This window comes from Paenibacillus sp. J31R34 (assembly GCF_059383715.1).
Genome location: NZ_JBXENU010000002.1, coordinates 732,752 through 748,377 on the forward strand (window position 1 = coordinate 732,752; position 15,626 = coordinate 748,377).

Sequence of the window (15,626 nt, forward strand, 5' to 3'; positions counted from 1 at the left end):
TTCTCACCTTCCCAGCCTCTCTACATGTATTTCATTTGGCGAATCCTGCTCCTGCTCGCTATGCCATAATCTGCGGCGCACGCCGTCAGCGATGACCAAAAACGTAATGAGATCAAAGGCCGCGGTGAACAGAAATTCATGCTTTGCCAAATCGGCGTCCCCCGCCCCGATAATCGAGACGAAGATGCCGGACAAGCCGGCCAGCATCATCATGACGATGAGCGGCAGGCGTGAAGCCCGCCTTAGATTGCGCGCCTTGATTGCCGCTACGAAAGCCGGCATATATACGCCAATGACGACAATCATCCAGATGACGATGAAGCCGAAGGTTTTGGGCGCAAGCGCCTCTTTTAGCAAGCTGTAGCCGGAGAAAAAGATCGTCTGCTGGCCGAACGGCTTGCCAGCCGACTTTTCATAGTTGCCCATCGCCGCAGGGCGGATGCTGAATGCATTTTTCGCTGCCAAATTCAGCATGCTGCCAGCCTGATCCGGATGGCTGATATAATAGCCGACAATCGCTCCAAAGCCGTACTGGCTGTAGAAGTTTTCCTCCAAAATCGGCGAATCCACATCCACCGTCGTAAACGGCTCATAATAAATGCTGTCCTTTAAAATCGCATATTGCTTGTCCATGCCGAGCGCCTCCAAGGCGCCTTCCGGATCATCCGAGCCCATCAGCACCCCCCGCGTCATCGCATGGTATTTGTTAATGTTGACGAACTCCTTCGGAATGAGCACATACGTTGCAATGCCCGCAAGCATCAGAACTGTGAGCGATGTCAGCATTAGCACGCGGAACGTTCGCTTCACATGGATGAACAGGTAGAACAGGCCGATGACGGCAATAATGACGCCAACCGGGGCATTTTGCTGCTTGCTCGTCGTAAGCAGGAAGCCGCTAACCGTAAACACGGCGAGCATCGCGTAATCATTATAACGGCGGCGGTAAAGCAGCAGCCCTGAGGCAAAGACGAGCATCATCATAATGAGCACGATGCCTTCGCTGAAAAAAGAGTTGAAAAACGCCGTATATCCGGTGTCTCCAAACATAAAAATCGCCAGCAGCGCGATGATATAGCCGTATTTACGGGCTATTTTCCAAGTCAGGCTCTCGACGAGCAAATAAATCGCAATGACGTAAAGAATCGTCAATATAGCTGCCTGAAAACGCACATCGAACACCTGGCTGCTGGCCAGCAGCGTATTCAGCGCAATCGACAATTGAATGAACCACGATTGCGAGGAAGTAAAGGTTGTTCCATTTTCATTATAATATTGCAAAATGCCAAAATTCTTTACAAAGTGGCCGAGATATTGGCTGTCATAATCAGGAGTGTTAAAGTATAAACCGTTGCTGTACAAAATACGAAAAAAGTCCCCGTTGTCTGCCATCCCAATATACGGGGGCGTGAACAAGGCGATGACGGTAATGATGAGCACTGCCAAAGCCGCAAAGCTTGCAGGCGATAGGTATCGGCTGAATAAAGCGTAGGCTCGCCGAGCATAGTTCTTGGCCCTGTCTAATAACATGGTGGGCGCCCTCTTTCTAATATCTTTTTTAAAAGCATGTTGAAAAAGGCAAGCGGAGTGAAAGGTTTGAGCTGGAGAAGCGGTAGCGTTCGCATTTGGCATTGGATTTCTACAGCTAAATCAGTTTTAATTCAAGAAATCCAATGGCAACAGCGATCGTAAGCCAAACCTTTCACGCAGTGATGATCCTTTTTCAACATGCTTTTAGTAAGTGTAAGCAAGCAAAGCCATTAGATTATCGAAGGAGTAGGCCTGCTGAGCAGCCGTGTCGCCAAAGCCGCCGAGCAGCGGGCTTCCGACCTCCTCGATCTGGAACTCATTCATTTTGCCAATACTGTCGGCATAAAGGGTCTGATCCCCAATCACGGAGCCAATCATCGCTGTAATGGCGTAGATGGCCGTCGAGCGCGTATCCGTTGTGGCTGCGCCTTCCTTCGTGTATTGGCCGTAAAGCGTACCCGCCTTAACCCTATCCTTTATGTATCGGATGCTTTCGGCTTTTTCTTCACCCATTTCGGCTAAAATAAGCACCGTCAGCAAAGATTCCACCATATTAATATGATCCGAGCTGTATTTCCCCTTGCCATAATCATAACGGGTCTCATAAAAAGGAAATTCATCCGTTAAATAACCGTCATTAATGATTTTCTCCATATTAGCGATCAGCGTTTGCCGCTCCCCCGCCTCAATAGGTAGCAGTCTCAGCGTCTTCAAATCGATGTAACACAGCGTAATAAACTCATTCGTTATTTTGTACGTTTCATCATAAAAATCATACAAATAGCCATTTTTCACATTATGCTCGTAAAAACGCATGCCGAAGCTGTCGGCTTCCTGCTTATAGCCTTCATTTTGAAAAACGTCTCCAGCCTCATACAGCGCCCGAATGATGCGCAAATCGTCAACCGCCGCGTTTAGCGTATAACGCTTCTGCAGCTTAGGGCTGAAGCGGTAGCTGAAAGCCGTCTCCATATTAAAGGTTTGCTTGGCGCGGGCCCATTCTTCCTCAAAAGCAGCCTTTTGCTGCGTTAGAGCCTTATAGCGCATCATAAGCCCTGCCGACTCGCTGAGCATTTCATGCCCCGTCGTCAGCTCCGCATTTTGCTCCGTATCCTGCAAATTCGTATAAAAGCCAGCCGTCCCGGACAGCTCGGTCGTTATAAAATGATACAGCTTCTGCCGCTTGTCCTGCATTTGCAGCTTGTCTCCATAATGCTGCTCTGGCAGCAATGCTGCCGTAGGCGCCTCCTGTGGCGTTGCCGAGGAAGTTGGCAATGCAGATGGAGCTGGCTGCTCCGAGCGTCCACATGCCGTCAACAATAACACGAACGTTATAGCGGTTAGGATCACTTTTTTGCCCGAATCGCTTGCTTGTATTTTACGCATCCATCTGCCTCGTTTCTCTGAATCCGGTCATTTTTTTAAAACATCTGGTCGACATCGTCTGGGTCTAGGTTATCCCACGCTCCCATTATGTCCGCTGGCGCCGGATTAAAACGATATTTTGCCAAATCCAGCTTGCCCTGCACACTCACCTCGATGCCCTCTTCCTCCAAGCGAGAGCGCTGCTCCATATTCCCCTCTTCATTCGGAATGGAGATTTCGCCCTGCGCATTGACAACCCGGTGCCACGGCAATTGATGAATACTGCTCTGGGTATGCAAAATCCGCACAACCTGGCGTGCCCCTCTGCGGCTTCCCGCAAGCTCGGCAATTTGCCCATAGCTCATAACAGCACCTGAGGGAATGCATTTTATGATTTCAATGACTCTTTTCGTAAATGGCTGCATCATGGCCTCCGTTAGAATGCTTATTTTTCTTTTGAAAAGATTGTAACATGTTTCAGCATTCGACTGGTTTCTACATTTCTTAAAAAACTTGCAAGCCCTATGTTTCAAAAAGTTTTGCCGGATCGCTTGACTTGGAGCTGACTCCAAGTTGTACGCTAATGCCATCAAGAGCAGCAGCAACGGCTAGCTGCTGAGATGGTTCAACCATATAGAGGAGGATACATGATGAGGAACAAACCAATAGATGTACCAACCGCGCTCATTACAGGCGCTAATAATGGAATTGGACTTGAACTGACTCGCAGGCTGCTTGGTGAAGGCTGGCATGTCGCCGCGCTCATTCGTTCCGATTTTCTAGAGGATGACGAGGAGGTGCACGCTGCTCTGCGCAAGGGCCAGCTCCGCGTGTATAAAGCCGATTTAGCTGATTTTGCAAGCTTAAAGCAGGCACTGAAGCGAATTAAAGAAGCAGAAGCAAAGCTTGATGTGCTTTTCAATAATGCTGGAGGAAGCTTTTCGGAGCTTGCCATGACCAAGCAAGGGCGGGAGCAGCATTTTGATTTGCAGACGGTCGCGCCTTATGCCGTCTTTATGGAGCTGAAGGAGCTGCTGGAAAAAGGAAGCTACAAGACGATCGTTAATACATCGACCAGCTCTTTCAAAACCTTGAGGAAATTCGACTCGCAAACGTTGGAGCGCCCAACGGAATTCAAGAAGCTGTTCGGTCCCTACTCCACCTCCAAGCTCGCTCTTTCCTTGTGGACAAAGGAGCTGGCCCCGCAGCTGGCAGCTGAAGGGCTTCGCATCATCAGCGTTGACCCGGGCGGCAATAATACGATTAGAAAAGGGAAAAAGTCCGGCCTGCCTTTTTATATAACGCCAATCATGAAGCTATTTTTCCCGCATCCGAGCAAGGGAGCTTCCCTGCTTTATGAAGCAGCAATCGGCAAGGAGAAGCTTGCAGCGCCAGGCTCTTATCTTGTAAATGGCAAAGCCGCCGAGCTGAAATTCACAGACCAAAGCGCTAAAGTGCTGAGTCTCGTCAGCTCGATTTATGAGCGGGAGTTTGCGAAGCCCCAGTAACAATAACTTTAACGGCAACGCCAAAGAGCAGTGAAAAATCGAGCTGTAATAGCTTTATATAGTTGATATTTAGTCAGATGAAATACACGATTCTTTTTAAAGCCCAATTAAGAGCGATAAGCTTCTAATTGGGCTTTGGACGATTTTCGTTATTAGGGAGTATTAGCTCTATTTCGACCACTCGATTAGCTCCTATTTTCTAGAATATGTAAGTAGGCTATATTTCTTTATAATATAATACCGTGGCATATAGGTTGCCATCGCCTGACCGAGCGAATTTCGGAATACGCCCCGCTTCAGTAAAGCCCAGCGACTGGTACAAAATATTAGAAGGCGCTCCTTCCAGCGTATCCAGAATGAGCAGGCTTCGTCCTTCCGCAACAGCCCGGTCCTCCGCTTGCTGCATCAGCAGTCTGGCAATGCCTTTGCGCCGCTGCTGGGGCTGCACCATCATTTTGGCGATTTCCCCACGGTGGGTCGCATTTTGCTTTTGCGCCAGCTGAAGCTGTACGGTACCGACAATTCGCTCTCCCTCCTTGGCAACCCACAGCAATGTGCCCGGCTCCAATACTCCCTGCCAATAAGCTTTAGCATCCTCCCTGCTAAGGGGCGGCAGGAAGCCGATCGACGCTCCATCCTCTACAACCTCGACAATGAGCCCGACTAACTCCTCTAACGTATCCTCATTCAGTTCTGTCAGCTCTTCTACTCGCAATGATTGGCCCATGCCCTCAGCTCCTTTTCTATCTCTGCTTTATCTTCTCTAGCATATCCAATTTGTTTTCTGAGCTCAATATACGTATTTCGATCCAAGCCCCCAGTAGTCGTAATTGTAATTCATCGAATAAATCTTCAATGCCGCGAATAATTTCTGTAAAGACCGCATCGGAGATGTCCGATACTACGATCCAAAAAGTTGGTGAAACGCTTTTCCTTTAGGAGGCTTAGGATGCAAAAAATAAAGCTTTTTTCCGGTACATCCAATCGCAAGCTCGCGCAGCAGGTTTGTTCTTTGCTTGGGCAGCCGCTTGGCGATGTCGCTATTACCCGCCAGCAAAGCGGGGAAATTCACGTTTCCTATCAGGAGCCGATTCGCACCTGTGACGTCTTCATCATTCAAGCGATGTCCCATCCGGTCAATGAGCATTTGGTGGAGCTGCTTGTGCTCATTGATGCTGCCAAGCGTGCTTCGGCCAATAAAATTAATTTGATCTTGCCCTATTATGGCTATGCCCGCCAAGAGCGAAAAACCGCTCCCCGCGAGCCAATTTCGGCGAAGCTGGTCGCCGAGGTGCTGACGACTGTAGGCGCCAACCGCATCATAACGATTGATCTGCATGCCGATCCGATTCAAGGCTTTTTCGAAATTCCGGTTGACCATTTAACCGCCCTCGATCTTATTATCCACCATTTGAAAAGCAAAAATATTAAAAATCCGGTCGTCGTTTCTCCCGATGCAGGACGCGCCTCAACAGCGGAAAAGCTTGCGGTCGAGCTGGATTGTCCATTCGCTATTATGATCAAAAACCGCCCCGCTCACAATCAGACGGAAATAACGCATATTATTGGGAATGTAACGGGCAAAACGCCTATCATTATTGAGGATTTGATTGATACCGGAAATACAATCGTCAATGTCGTTAATGCCCTTAAGCAAAATGGCGCCGAGAATGCTTATGTTTGCGCTACGCATGGACTGTTTTCGGGAGGGGCCCACAATTTGCTGGCCTCGCCAAATATCAGCGAAATCGTCGTCACCGATACGATTGCGATGCAGGAGGAGCATGAGGCTTTTGGTGAAAAGCTTGTCATTTTGCCAATAGCTCCGATCATCGCTTCTGCCGTTCAAATTATTATTCAGGGCGGCTCCATCGATACACAGGTTAACTCAGGCAAGGTTTAACATCCGAATCTATTTTTCAGCAGTCATAGATCCTAAGCTAGATGATTGCTGCGGAGGAGGGAGGGCAGCGATGTCCCCTTCTTCCTTCCTCCTCGTCCTCTTTGGTTTGATTACCGCATACAAATGGGACCCGCTGCCGTAATTTGCTGCGCGATTTCTTCCGCCTGCAGTAATGATGACAAGGGATCGGATAGAAAATATTTACTCCACTCTAGGTTTATCACTTCACAGGTCGACACTTTATCCAGCTCATGCCGCAGTATTGAATGTGTAGCGGAGCTGCCATGCGGACTATTCAGCATGAGCAAATAGTCGCCAAGAAACGCGCTAATTGCCCTTCTGTCTATTTGGGCATATTCAAGCCCCTGTTCTATGATTTCACTCCGCACTTTTTCGGCAGGCTTAAATCCCAGCAGCTCATAGGCTGCTCTGCCGCCACGGCCCTTGCTGTTTCCTATCAGGTCGACGTGCTCGCCCCAATTCGGATCAGCTATTGTTAATGTACGCCCAGGGGAAACATATTTGCTTACATGATTGTGTATTAGAGTTGTCCGCCGCACGAACTCACTTAGCCATGCTTCCGCTTCCTCTTGTCGATTTAAAATATGGCCCATCGCTTGAATTTCCTCCGCTATTGTCTGGTACGCTCCGCTTTGATAAACAACCGTTGGCGCAATGCGGGCATACGAGGCGTATGCGCCGGGGTCCCAGGTAATAATCAGGTCCGGCTCCAATTCTAGAACCTTTTCCAGCGAGATGTGGTTATGATTGCCGATATTCACAGCCTCCGCATTCATATAGGGCTCAAACCACTTCTTGCCCCCGATAAGAGAATACGGCGCTCCTAGCGGTGTAACCCCTAACGCCAAAACGTGGCCGATATCCCAATCCACCACTACCCGGCTCGGCATAGCCGGAACTTGAATGCTGCCCATTGGCGTAGCAATCGTTCTTGCACTTGGTTTGCTGTTTCCCCGAATTACCGGCTCTTCACTATTCGCTCCTAGCCATACCTTTACAGCTGAATCAAGCTCGCCAGCTCCTATTTCAAAGGTTGGCCCGTATTTTCTAAGCTGCTCCCTATAATGCTTGGGAGAGATTCCGAAATTCTTTTTAAAATAACGGCTCAGTGTGAAACCATTCGCGTAGCCGACCTGCTCGGCAATATTTTGCAGGGTCGCTTCCGTTTGTCTAAGCAGCCGTGTTGCCTGAGCCATGCGAATTTGAGCCAGTACACGTCCTGGGCTCATATGAAGCCGATTTTGGAACAGCCGATTTATATAACGGGTACTGCAATTAAATGCAGCTGCTACGTGCTCAACAGTTAGAGGCTCTTTATAATGCTCTGCAAAATAGCCAATGATCTGCGTTGTTCGGTCAAGGCCTGAGGCTAGTGCGCGATGCTGCCGTATTTGCTTCAGCAGCTCGTACAGCCATTGATAAAATTGGGAAGTAGATTGGATACGCTCCAAATAATCAATGTTTTCCCATTGCCTCTGCAGCTGCGCCATATGCGCCAAAAGCGGTGAAGGATAGGATAGCTGCATGCCAAAGTGGGCATTCAAATCCGCAGCTTCCACGGGCAAAGGCCCCACAAACATATATACAACCCAATAAAGCTCTATCGCCTCATCGGCTATGACGCTTAGATGCGCCCCTTGGCTGCCATGAATGGCATAGCAGGTGTCAACCCTATGCATCTCTTGATCCAGCCATATGATTCCTCGGCCGCGCATGACAAATAAAAAGGTGTTGGATGGACATAATTGGGAGCTCGGTGCCTGATTAATCTCATATTCATAACGACGGACATCCAATAGCCGGACTGGCCTATTGTCCCAAAGCGCTGCATATTGCTCTATATCCATAAGAAAGCTCCTATCGTTAGCATTAAAACGGGCGTGCATCCTCATCATATATGATAACAATTCTCAATACAATCTTTAGTCAAGTTCCGAAACGGGTATGCTCTCGTTCCGAATTGGTCATTGTACAATCTAAAAATTTCATCTAAAGTGAGGTTTAAATGAAAATTGTTATCAATTAGAAAGAGGGTTCGAGATGTTTAGACAACAAGCTTTTTACAAAATGGCATGCCTCGCCATGCTAGCACTTGCTGTATTCCTCGCTGGCTGCGCCAATCAGGAGACTGCTGAACAGGTGGAGGATGCAGCCCAAACACCGGTAACTCGGATGATAAACACATCTATTGGCGAGATCGAAATCCCAGCTCAGCCCGAGCGCATTATTGTAGATTGGAATATCGGACATGTGCTTGCTGTAGGCGTCACTCCGATCGGAGTGCCTCACAGCCTTCTCGATTATGGCGAGTTTATGCGCAAACCTCTCGAGAAAACAGCGGATATCGGCAATCACAATCAGGTTTCACTTGAAAAAATGGTAGCACTTGAGCCTGATCTCATTATTACGTGGAACAAGGATGCCTATGATTCCTATTCCAAAATCGCTCCGACTGTCGTTTTCGTGCCTGACGAATATGCATCCATGGAAGAGGAAGTGACCGCTATGGGCGAAATTCTGAATCGCCAGACGGAAGCTGAAGCATGGAATGAGCAGTTTACCCAAAGAGCAGAAGCAGCGCACAAAAAAGCACAGGCGGCCGTACCGGCTGGCGCCACCTTTACGATAGCCGATTTTAATTGGCTCACTAATGTAGGCATTGTTGGAAAAAGTGCAAACCGCGGCGGTAAAGCGGTATACGACTTGCTTGGCCTCACCCCTGCTACAAAAATCAAACAGGATTTAATTGATAAAGGCGAGGAAAGCATGGATATCAGCTCCGAGCTATTTGGGGAATATGTAGGCGATTATCTCCTGCTTATGAAGTCCGAAAACAGCGATAAAGAAGATATTCCTGAAATATGGGCGGGGATGGATGCCATGAAAAATAACCAGGTATATGAGCTGGATATTCATAAATACCTTTCTGCTGATCCCTATACGACGATATATCAGGCAGAAGAAATTGCTGAAAAATTAGCCTCCAAGCAAACTAAGCTGCAATAGGCCATAGAATAGACCCTAATAGACCTATTCATGTGCTGATCAATCGTCTTCCTTTGTCGGACAAGCTGATTGATTCAATCTATCGTTAAATAAGGAAGGGCGAAAAGGCAACGCTATGCCTTCCGCCCTTCCTTTTACTATATTCCTGTGTCTCTGTATTCCTAAATCTCTGCATTTCTTTCTTGCCGTTTATTCCTCATTTAACTAGGCTCCGTGCCCCACACTAAATCTCCGTTTTGATACAAGGTGACCTTTGTATAATCTGCATAAGTGATTCGCAGCGGGTTAAAGGAATAATCATCCGTCTCGCTGAAATTCGTCCAATCGTTCTTATGAATGCGCGTATGAATTTCGCCTGATGTTCCGCCCGCCGGAATGCTGCCAGCGCCAGCGCTAAAAGACAGCTCTACATAATGATCGGCGCCCGTCCGCGGCGTACTCAGCTTGACGAAGCTGCCCGCCACATTATTATTGCCTACTTGGGCATAGTCGCTGAAGAAATTTTGCTGTTTTTCTCCGTCAATCGTGTACCAATAGCGAATAGTAAGTCCGCTCATTGCGACGGGAGCGGTCCCGTTATTTTTTATAATAAACTGCGGCTTCAGTTGGTTATCCCCAGCATTGGTATCCCCTGCCCGGTAAGCTACCTCTAATGAACCAGAAGGCTGCTCTGGTCCGGTTGTACCGCTCGGTGTGGCAGCAGCTTCGGCCGAGGCTGCTCCTGTGCCAGCGCTGTTGACCGCTTGAATAATATAATAATAGGTCGTTCCGTTCGTAACGGCTGTGTCATTATATCCGATACCAGCTACAGCAGCAGACAGCGTCGTATATGGCCCGCCGCTCGTCGTAGCCCGTTTCACCGTATACGAGGTCGCGCCAGCTACTGCATTCCAAGCAAGCTGAACCTGCACGTTGCCAGCTGTTGCTGTTAAGCCGGACGGCGCAGCAGGAACGAGCGGCCCCTCAGGCGCCTCGACCGTTTCCAGCACCGACCAATAGGCGGGCTTGGACTGCAATCGCTCATCGAATAGGAGCGGCCAATTGTTGCGGGCTACCGGGAAGGTGCGAAGCCAAGTATGCGCATCATCCTTTCCCCATAAGGTCACATTCGTAACGGTGTCCGTATGCCGCAAAAACACCTGGAACAGCGACTTGTACAAATTGGCTTGGCGTGTTTTTAGCTCCTCCGAAAATGCCTCATAGGATTGTGAATTATCCGAATAGACGCTAATATCAAGCTCGGTAATATGCGTTTCCAGTCCCAGCGCTTTGAATTTGATGATGGAGCTTTCTATTTCTGCAAGAGTCGGGTAATAAAGACTGATATGTGTCTGGTGACCGACGCCGTCAACCGGAATGCCCTTAGCCTGCAAACGTGTAATTAAATTATACAGCGCCTGGCTTTTTGCCGGTTCATGCGTATTGTAATCGTTAATGAACAGCTTAACAGTCGGGTCTACCGCATGGGCGAACTCGAACGCTTTTTCAATATATTCTTCACCCGCAATTTGATACCACAGGCTGCGGCGCAAGCCATCTGATTGCGATGCATCGATGACCTCATTCACTACATCCCATGCATATATTTTGCCCTCATATCGTTCCATTACCGTCTGAATATGATTTTGCATGCGTGCATACAGCACCGCTTTGCTGACCAAATTACCGTTCGCATCCCGGAACACCCAATCCGGCGTTTGCGCATGCCAGACTAGCGTATGTCCCCGCACCTGCTGGTCATTTTGCACACCGAAAGCTACAGCAGCATCTGCCTCCGTAAAATTAAATACGTTCTCCTGCGGCTCTGTGTTATCCCACTTCAGCACATTGCCAGGCGTTACGCTGTTAAAATGCTTGGTCAGAAGCTGTTTGTCCGGCTCGGTCAGAAGCTCATCATTCGTAAAAGCCGAGCCAAGCAGAAATTTTCCGGCAAAAGCATCTTGAAGCGACGGTATGTCCTCTTCAATAATAATTGGGCCGAGATCCGGCTGCCGCTCGAACCTGAAATCGTCGACGTAGAAGGAAGCGGTTGCACTTCCTGATACCTCAAAATAAACCGATACCTGTGTGGCCGGCTCGAGCATTTTGAATGCAGCCTGCAGCTTCGTCCAGCCGTTCGCTGTGACTGCCCCAGATGCAATATTCTCATAGCGGGTACCCGCTGGCAATGTGCGCTGAAGAGACATTGAAATATTGGTGTTTGCTGCTCCAGCAGGCAGCTTGACCCAACCAATAAACTCATACGTTTGCCCAACCTCAAGCTGGCTTGTCACATCCAGAGAAGGTCCATGCCAAGTGCTTGTTCGTCCACTTACAGCCAAGCCGTAGGCTCCGCTTCGCGCTGCTGCGGCATTCGCAGCCAGAACCTCTACACCGCCGCGGCCAACCCATTGCTGCACCGTACCATCCTCGAAATCGCTCAACTGGAGCAAGGTATTTCCGGTTTCCTCCGCTTGCACAGGCTTTGCCCAATAGAGGGGAAGCAATAAACTTAGGACAATCAGAAATTTAAGCGCTTTCATAAATGGATAAAGCTGACGATTGCTCATTCTTTAATTCACTCCTTTTTCTATTCGGGTACGGTAACCACTCACAAATCCGCAGTACTGTCGCTCAACATACACAAGCGAAGCTAACGACAAATATTTGTCTATATTTTTAATTAGACGCGCCTCCTCCCTATGTTGGTTGAAAGAGCCTACCCTTTTGCAAGCAAGATACCCGATAGATAGAGCTGGGAACGACCCATGTAAAAATTATACATCTTCCTAGCCCAGCCTACAATATCAATTAATAGAAAAAAATGTAATTATAATTTATACAGTAGCTGTAGAAGATAGCAAGCCAATCTTAGGCTTCACTGATTATAAGGGGAATAGACACTTACCGTTGGAGATGGAGAAATCACATTTTTTTTGAAGGTGATTTTATCCATTTTGCGATTGACCAATCCAATTAACTGATCCGCCATGTAGGACGTGGAATATTTAAAGCCCGACTCTTCCCAATAAAGAATAACCCCTATTGCAGCTGACATCTGGTAGCTAAGCATAATTTCATAGTCTAGATTGGGGCTTCCCTCATCCATAATAATATGCATATCGCGCCTCATCGACTCCCGAAGCACGTCGTAAAGCTCGAACCCGAAGCTGCGATCTACAGAGAGCAGCGCTTGAAATTCATCTTTATTTTTCTCAATATGGTTAAACAGCTGCAGCGCCGAAGGATAAATATCTTCTGCCTTTACCAGATCCATCCCCTCGTAAGGGACGAGCAAGGTCTCGGCAAAGCCAAGCAGAAATTCGCTTCGTATTTCTTGCAGCAGCTCTTCTTTGCCTACAAAATGCTTATAAAAAGTTCCGCGATTGTAATCCGCCCGCTTCGCCACATCAAGTATGGTCACAGCCTCATATCCTCGCTCTAATATGAGCGACACGAATGCAGCTTTAATCGCTTGACGCGTTCTTCTTGTCCTTCGGTCCAGTTGATCCTCCGTTGCCAATGCGCTCATCCTCCAAAGCTTATAGGTCATATTGTTCCTATTATACCTCATTCAATATTCCAGAATAAATGTCAGCTTATCTTGCCTACCTATTAAGCATCCAAGACATGCATACGTTGGAATACATTTGAACATCATAAGCAAAATCAACAATTGAGTTTCATATGTTCAATTTCCGTCCAAAAGAAGACATACATGCTTTACCTGTCACCTACGTGACACTGAAGAGAGTATTGATTATTGTCGTGACAACATTGTGAAGTGTAACCTGTAATGGCAGACATACAACTTATTCATTCAATAATAACGCTCGACTAAATTATACGATAAGGATGCGATAAAACATGGTTACTACAACAACAACGAAAACCGCAGTCATTACAGGCGCCGCTGGCGGCATTGGAAAAGAGCTTGCCCGCCGTTTTGTAGAGCGTAAAGTTAATTTGGTCCTGGTAGACTTGAAGCTTGAAGCCTTGCAGCAAGTCGTTGCTGAGCTTGGCCTTGACGATTCCAACTCCCTAATCGTAGCAGCAGACGTCTCCAAAGAAGAGGATGTTGAAAACTACGTCAATAAAGCCGTTGAAAAATTCGGCACAATCGATTATTTCGCCAACAATGCAGGCATCGAAGGCCCATCTGGACTTATCGAAGAGCAAAGCGTGAAAGCACTCGACCTTGTGTATAACGTAAACGTTCGCGGCGTATTTCTCGGCCTTCACTACGTCGTTCCTGTGATGAAAAAACAAAAATCCGGCGCGATTTTGAACACTTCCTCGCTGGCAGGCCTTATGGGCGCACCAGGCATGTCCCCATACATCATGTCCAAGCATGCCGTAATCGGTTTAACTCGCGTTACAGCTAATGAGCTTGCTCCGCTTGGCATTCGAGTCAACGCCGTTCTTCCAGGCACAATCAATACGCGCATGATGCGTCAAATTGAAGAAAATTTCGGCAATCCGGAGGCGTTCAAAAAAGCCAATGAAGCTGCAACACCTATGGGTCGTTACGGCGAGCCGGAAGAAGTGGCAGCGGTAATGAATTTCCTCCTGTCGGATGAAGCATCATTCGTTACAGCATCGCTTTATACGGTCGATGGCGGTATGGTCGGACAATAATAACTAGAAAAATAACTTACCAAAAAGGAGACTATCCACTATGAAGCTTGAAAACAAAGTCATCATTATTACAGGTGCGGGAAGCGGCATTGGACGTGCGACTGCCTTGAAGCTTGCTGCCGAAGGCGCTATCGTCGTATCTTCCGACTACAATGAAGCAACCGCTAAAGAAACAGCGGAATTGATTAAACAGGCTGGCGGACAAGCTTCCGCGATCCGCGCCGACGTTTCCAGTGTCGAAGATGTTAAAAACATGATCGACATAGCAGTCGAAACACATGGGACGCTTGACGGTATTTTCAATAATGCTGGCGTAGGCGATATTCGCTCCTTTGAGGATCACACACCGGAATATTTCAACCATGTTATTTCCGTGGACCAATTTGGCGTATATCTCGGCATCTACTATGCTTCCAAGAAAATGAAGGAGCTTGGTGTTAAAGGTATTATTGTCAATACCGCTTCCATCTTCGGTTACATGGCTGCTAAAGGCAGCTTTGCTTATCAGGCTGCAAAGGCTGCGGTCATCATGATGACAAAATCGGCAGCACTGGAGCTTGCTGAGGACGGCATTCGTGTAACAGCGGTAGCACCGGGCTTTATTGATACACCTATCATCAAGGACGGCGATGATTTCAAAACCTTCCTTGCTGAGCAGCATCTGAGCAAAAAGCTCATTCAGCCGGAGCAGATTGCTGATGTTGTATCCTTCCTTTTCTCCGAAGAGGCCTCGGCTATCAATGGACAGACGATTCCTGTTGAAGATGGCTTCCTTATCTTTAAACGCTCTTAATTCATACTAGCAAGCAGCAGCTACGGATTGCCCGCAGATGCTGCTCTTTTTTTTCAGTTAACCCTACTTGTTGTTATCGTCGCCTCTTTATAGTATAAATAGGCATAACAAGGGAGCTGATGCTGGTATGTACAAGCATATTATATTTGATTTTGACGGCACGATTGCCGACTCTGCTGCCGCTATTTTGACCATCTATAATGAAATGGCGGCGCAATATCGTTTTAAGCCTGTAACGGAAGAGGAATATAAAAAGCTGAGCAAGCTTACTTTGCAGGAGCGATTCAAGGCGCTTGACGTCCCCTTTTATCGGTTTATGCTGTTTCGCAAAATCAGCATAGAGTTCAAACGGAAATACAATGAGCATGTTGCTTCCATTCCATTTTGTAACGGGATGCAAGAGGTATTGAGCCATTTGCTGCAAAGCAGCATAAAGCTATCCGTTATTACATCCAACGCTGCAAACAACGTCGCCGACTTTCTGCAGCCCCACGGCATTCACGCCCTTCATGACATTCGCAGCTCCAACAGTCTGTTTGGCAAGCATAAGACCATTCAAAGCTATTTGAAAGAAAACCAGCTTCGACCAGAGGATGTAATCTACGTCGGCGATGAGCTGCGGGATATCGTAGCCTCCCATAAATGCGGAATTAAGGTAGTCGGAGTCACCTGGGGACTCGATCCTAAGGAACTGCTGGTATCCGGCAAGCCTAGTTATTTGATTGACCAGCCAAATGAGCTTTTGCGTCTGATAGAATCCACCTCTTCTTAACCTCACATATGGCAAAAACATATCAGCCTCGAATAACAGTAAAACTGACGCTAGCCGAGCACCGACATCAGTTTTACTGTTTACTATCATAAAGCTTCTTCAAACTAGACT

Annotated in this window: 13 protein-coding genes; 6 read left to right on the plus strand and 7 right to left on the minus strand. The window is 47.7% G+C overall.

The annotated features are described in order from the left end of the window. Nucleotides 1-3: 3 nt before the first annotated feature. The 3 genes from wsfD to AC50YG_RS08505 all read right to left on the minus strand — a co-directional run bounded on the left by wsfD (nucleotide 4) and on the right by AC50YG_RS08505 (nucleotide 3,320). Entirely contained in the window at nucleotides 4-1,530 is a 1,527-nt protein-coding gene (wsfD, locus tag AC50YG_RS08495) for a glycan biosynthesis hexose transferase WsfD (protein ID WP_494826093.1), read from the minus strand. Between the two features lie 204 nt (nucleotides 1,531-1,734). Continuing rightward, entirely contained in the window at nucleotides 1,735-2,916 is a 1,182-nt protein-coding gene (locus tag AC50YG_RS08500) for a hypothetical protein (RefSeq protein ID WP_494826094.1), read from the minus strand. 35 nt (nucleotides 2,917-2,951) lie between these two features. After that, a complete protein-coding gene (locus tag AC50YG_RS08505; protein WP_494826096.1) occupies nucleotides 2,952-3,320 on the minus strand; it encodes an MGMT family protein in 369 nt (122 codons plus the stop codon). Between the two features lie 225 nt (nucleotides 3,321-3,545). On the opposite strand from AC50YG_RS08505, the gene AC50YG_RS08510 reads away from it, so the two are divergent. Then, nucleotides 3,546-4,403 (plus strand): SDR family NAD(P)-dependent oxidoreductase, encoded by an 858-nt coding sequence (locus AC50YG_RS08510; RefSeq protein WP_494826098.1) that lies wholly within the window; start codon nucleotides 3,546-3,548, stop codon nucleotides 4,401-4,403. Between the two features lie 217 nt (nucleotides 4,404-4,620). Here the strand turns inward: AC50YG_RS08510 and AC50YG_RS08515 are convergent, their stop codons facing one another. Continuing rightward, a complete protein-coding gene (locus AC50YG_RS08515; protein ID WP_494826100.1) occupies nucleotides 4,621-5,130 on the minus strand; it encodes a GNAT family N-acetyltransferase in 510 nt (169 codons plus the stop codon). 222 nt (nucleotides 5,131-5,352) lie between these two features. Here AC50YG_RS08515 and AC50YG_RS08520 point away from each other — a divergent pair, with 222 nt between their 5' ends. Continuing rightward, on the plus strand, nucleotides 5,353-6,306 hold the full coding sequence (locus AC50YG_RS08520; protein ID WP_494826102.1) for a ribose-phosphate diphosphokinase: 954 nt from the start codon (nucleotides 5,353-5,355) through the stop codon (nucleotides 6,304-6,306). A gap of 110 nt (nucleotides 6,307-6,416) precedes the next feature. On the opposite strand, the gene AC50YG_RS08525 is transcribed toward AC50YG_RS08520, so the two are convergent. Then, complete coding sequence (locus tag AC50YG_RS08525; RefSeq protein ID WP_494826103.1) at nucleotides 6,417-8,174, minus strand: helix-turn-helix domain-containing protein; 1,758 nt, start codon at nucleotides 8,172-8,174, stop codon at nucleotides 6,417-6,419. 193 nt (nucleotides 8,175-8,367) lie between these two features. Here AC50YG_RS08525 and AC50YG_RS08530 point away from each other — a divergent pair, with 193 nt between their 5' ends. Further along, on the plus strand, nucleotides 8,368-9,333 hold the full coding sequence (locus tag AC50YG_RS08530; protein WP_494826105.1) for an ABC transporter substrate-binding protein: 966 nt from the start codon (nucleotides 8,368-8,370) through the stop codon (nucleotides 9,331-9,333). Between the two features lie 200 nt (nucleotides 9,334-9,533). Here AC50YG_RS08530 and AC50YG_RS08535 read toward each other — a convergent pair whose 3' ends face one another. After that, complete coding sequence (locus tag AC50YG_RS08535) at nucleotides 9,534-11,882, minus strand: endo-1,4-beta-xylanase (protein WP_494826106.1); 2,349 nt, start codon at nucleotides 11,880-11,882, stop codon at nucleotides 9,534-9,536. A gap of 308 nt (nucleotides 11,883-12,190) precedes the next feature. Further along, nucleotides 12,191-12,844, minus strand: coding sequence for a TetR/AcrR family transcriptional regulator (locus tag AC50YG_RS08540; RefSeq protein ID WP_494826107.1), 654 nt, complete (start codon nucleotides 12,842-12,844; stop codon nucleotides 12,191-12,193). A 335-nt stretch (nucleotides 12,845-13,179) separates the two neighbouring features. Between AC50YG_RS08540 and AC50YG_RS08545 the strand changes: the two genes are divergently transcribed. The 3 genes from AC50YG_RS08545 to AC50YG_RS08555 all read left to right on the plus strand — a co-directional run bounded on the left by AC50YG_RS08545 (nucleotide 13,180) and on the right by AC50YG_RS08555 (nucleotide 15,515). Next, nucleotides 13,180-13,950, plus strand: a complete 771-nt coding sequence (locus AC50YG_RS08545; protein WP_341280908.1) for an SDR family NAD(P)-dependent oxidoreductase — start codon at nucleotides 13,180-13,182, stop codon at nucleotides 13,948-13,950. Nucleotides 13,951-13,990: 40 nt separating this feature from the next. Beyond that, nucleotides 13,991-14,743, plus strand: coding sequence for an SDR family NAD(P)-dependent oxidoreductase (locus AC50YG_RS08550; RefSeq protein WP_473757387.1), 753 nt, complete (start codon nucleotides 13,991-13,993; stop codon nucleotides 14,741-14,743). 127 nt (nucleotides 14,744-14,870) lie between these two features. After that, the gene (locus AC50YG_RS08555; RefSeq protein WP_494826110.1) at nucleotides 14,871-15,515 is read left to right on the plus strand and encodes an HAD hydrolase-like protein; all 645 of its coding nucleotides are present in this window, start codon (nucleotides 14,871-14,873) and stop codon (nucleotides 15,513-15,515) included. Nucleotides 15,516-15,626 lie beyond the last annotated feature (111 nt).

Excerpts from the sequence above, each read along its gene's own strand:
- AC50YG_RS08525 (WP_494826103.1), bottom strand. The coding sequence starts at position 8,174 with ATGGATATAGAGCAATATGCAGCGCTTTGGGACAATAGGCCAGTCCGG.
- AC50YG_RS08530 (WP_494826105.1), top strand. The coding sequence starts at position 8,368 with ATGTTTAGACAACAAGCTTTTTACAAAATGGCATGCCTCGCCATGCTA.
- AC50YG_RS08545 (WP_341280908.1), top strand. The coding sequence starts at position 13,180 with ATGGTTACTACAACAACAACGAAAACCGCAGTCATTACAGGCGCCGCT.
- AC50YG_RS08510 (WP_494826098.1), top strand. The coding sequence starts at position 3,546 with ATGAGGAACAAACCAATAGATGTACCAACCGCGCTCATTACAGGCGCT.
- AC50YG_RS08550 (WP_473757387.1), top strand. The coding sequence starts at position 13,991 with ATGAAGCTTGAAAACAAAGTCATCATTATTACAGGTGCGGGAAGCGGC.
- AC50YG_RS08555 (WP_494826110.1), top strand. The coding sequence starts at position 14,871 with ATGTACAAGCATATTATATTTGATTTTGACGGCACGATTGCCGACTCT.
- AC50YG_RS08520 (WP_494826102.1), top strand. The coding sequence starts at position 5,353 with ATGCAAAAAATAAAGCTTTTTTCCGGTACATCCAATCGCAAGCTCGCG.
- AC50YG_RS08535 (WP_494826106.1), bottom strand. The coding sequence starts at position 11,882 with ATGAGCAATCGTCAGCTTTATCCATTTATGAAAGCGCTTAAATTTCTG.
- AC50YG_RS08505 (WP_494826096.1), bottom strand. The coding sequence starts at position 3,320 with ATGCAGCCATTTACGAAAAGAGTCATTGAAATCATAAAATGCATTCCC.
- AC50YG_RS08540 (WP_494826107.1), bottom strand. The coding sequence starts at position 12,844 with ATGAGCGCATTGGCAACGGAGGATCAACTGGACCGAAGGACAAGAAGA.
- AC50YG_RS08500 (WP_494826094.1), bottom strand. The coding sequence starts at position 2,916 with ATGCGTAAAATACAAGCAAGCGATTCGGGCAAAAAAGTGATCCTAACC.
- AC50YG_RS08515 (WP_494826100.1), bottom strand. The coding sequence starts at position 5,130 with ATGGGCCAATCATTGCGAGTAGAAGAGCTGACAGAACTGAATGAGGAT.
- wsfD (WP_494826093.1), bottom strand. The coding sequence starts at position 1,530 with ATGTTATTAGACAGGGCCAAGAACTATGCTCGGCGAGCCTACGCTTTA.